The sequence below is a fragment of the Sphaerochaeta sp. S2 genome (assembly GCF_016406725.1).
Taxonomy (GTDB): Bacteria; Spirochaetota; Spirochaetia; order Sphaerochaetales; family Sphaerochaetaceae; genus Sphaerochaeta.
The window spans coordinates 1-1,367 of sequence record NZ_JAEKNT010000220.1 but is presented as its reverse complement, the minus strand read 5'-3'; the positions used below and the strand labels follow the sequence as shown (position 1 = coordinate 1,367).

Annotated in this window: 2 protein-coding genes; both read left to right on the top strand. The window is 36.6% G+C overall.

What is annotated here, in order from left to right; genetic code table 11:
• Positions 1 to 484: 484 nt before the first annotated feature.
• Positions 485 to 1,033 (top strand): hypothetical protein, encoded by a 549-nt coding sequence (locus JF818_RS06140; RefSeq protein ID WP_198891134.1) that lies wholly within the window; start codon positions 485 to 487, stop codon positions 1,031 to 1,033.
• A gap of 57 nt (positions 1,034 to 1,090) precedes the next feature.
• The coding region (locus JF818_RS16345) for a hypothetical protein (protein ID WP_233066484.1) at positions 1,091 to 1,367 on the top strand (277 nt) is incomplete at its 3' end.

Below are 1,367 nucleotides of genomic sequence, written 5' to 3'. Positions count from 1 at the left end.
TATATATATATATATATATATCAATAACCCTGGCATATATCAGCTTGCAAGGGTTCTTACACGATCCATGCATATTGCCTGTGTATTTACTCATAAAAAGCGCTAACCGACTAAAAATACCGCTTATAGCTGAATATTTATTCAAGTTCATACAGAAAAACCGGCTTATGCTTCCACCGTACTTATAACGTAAGTAGGGTATATGTACCCCAATTAGCTCTTACTCAAGACCCCGACAAAAAGTGTAAACTGATGGAATACTGTCTTAACCACACCCATTTGTCACAAGTTGGAATAAGATGGATATTTCTTAAATCTATATAATTTATATAATTAAAAATTTATAAAAAAATTCTCAGGTTTTTTCAAACTTTTTTTAGTTTAGTATTGACATAAGTCTCCTTTGTTATTAATATACAAACAAGCTTAGGGAAAAGAGCTTAATAACTTGCACAAGGGCAAGGCCCTTAAAAGGATGAATGATATGAAAAAGACTATTGCTATCTTATTGGTACTGGTAATCGGAATGGCTGGCGTGTTTGCTGATGGTGAAACTGCAAGCTTAGAAATTAATACTTTGATTTCTGATATTACTTACCTTGGAGTTACTACAACTTCTGATGAACCCACTTGGACTACTATTGGAAGCTTAATTGGAGAAACGGACGCAATCAGTGTAGATAATACAAATAAGAAGGACACTCCAATTGCCTACTTGCATGTAAACAGCAACAATGAGAATTTTAATGTGTTTCTTAACAATATTGAAGTTCTTTCTTCTGAGGCTGTTTCAACTACAATTGATTACACATTGTATATGACAGAAGAGGGAGCATCTACTGCAGTGAGCCACACCGCATCAAATGCCATTACTGTTGGATCTGAACCTGTTGCAATTAGTGTGACTGAAGCAACCGCTATCACCAAAACATATGCATCACTTGCAGTTGAATTAGATGCTAATGACTGGGCTAATGCACTTGTTGCAGATGACTATGAATCTACAATGACCTTTGAGTTTAAAGCTATCTAAAGATCATATATCACTCAAAAGGATTCTAATACAATCAACAACAAAGGTTGACCAAAAATGGTCAACCTTATTTTTTCTGATGATTATCGGAACCAGAATTTCAAGTACCAGGAAGAATTGTCACACTTTCCACACAGTTTGAGAGATGGATCTTGCGAGACTTGGTCGGAAAGTGTCTACAGAATTGTGTTCAGATCACGAGATGAAGAAGGAACCGGTACGGGTACCGGTTCGCAGGAAGAATTGTCACAGAATCCCAAACGGCCAAGATTGGATCTGTCTGAACTGGCGTCGTTCCTATTGAACAAGATTCTCATCTTGGCCTGTTTACTCT